The organism is Bartonella sp. AC158YNML, from assembly GCF_042196725.1.
Classification (GTDB): domain Bacteria; phylum Pseudomonadota; class Alphaproteobacteria; order Rhizobiales; family Rhizobiaceae; genus Bartonella.
The window spans coordinates 1-540 of record NZ_JBHIQU010000110.1 but is presented as its reverse complement, the minus strand read 5'-3'; the positions used below and the strand labels follow the sequence as shown (position 1 = coordinate 540).

Here is a 540-nt window from a genome sequence, read left to right as displayed (position 1 = left end):
TTACACACTATTTGGAAAGAAAGAAATCTTGCCTCATGGTTTTATTAAGGGTGGGAGTTTTCCAAAGCGCGTTGATTTGAAAATGGGAGGGAATGTGTTTCAAAGAGATGACGGAGATCAATTCCCCATTGCAAAACAAGAAGGACCATCAATTGCTAAAGTGATGTCCAAGCCAGAGATTGCAAGTGCTATTGTAAAAGAAGCCAATGAAAGATTAACCAAAAACATACAGAGACAACTTTCTCGTCAAGAATACGCTGCTAATAAGAAAGGATAGATCATGTTCTCACGCTTTATCTATATGTTCCATATCCTTATGGGCTTAGGCATTACCTATTCTTATTGCAATATTAAAAACAGATTATCACTTATGCTTTGTTTTTTCCATAAAAAAATCAATAAAATCAATGAAAAAGGTACTTCCCAGCGGGTTGGCTTCGTTGCGGGGCAGGCGAGCGCGAACTATCGCTAGCGACAGAATTTTTAAATTGACTGTACATTGTACACATAACACATTGATAAATAACGAATTTAATGTGT

Annotated in this window: 1 pseudogene; it reads left to right on the top strand. The window is 36.7% G+C overall.

Features of this window, described 5'->3' with window-relative positions:
- Positions 1-277: pseudogene (locus ACFIM1_RS09520) on the top strand (hypothetical protein); the annotation flags it as partial.
- Positions 278-540: the final 263 nt, after the last annotated feature.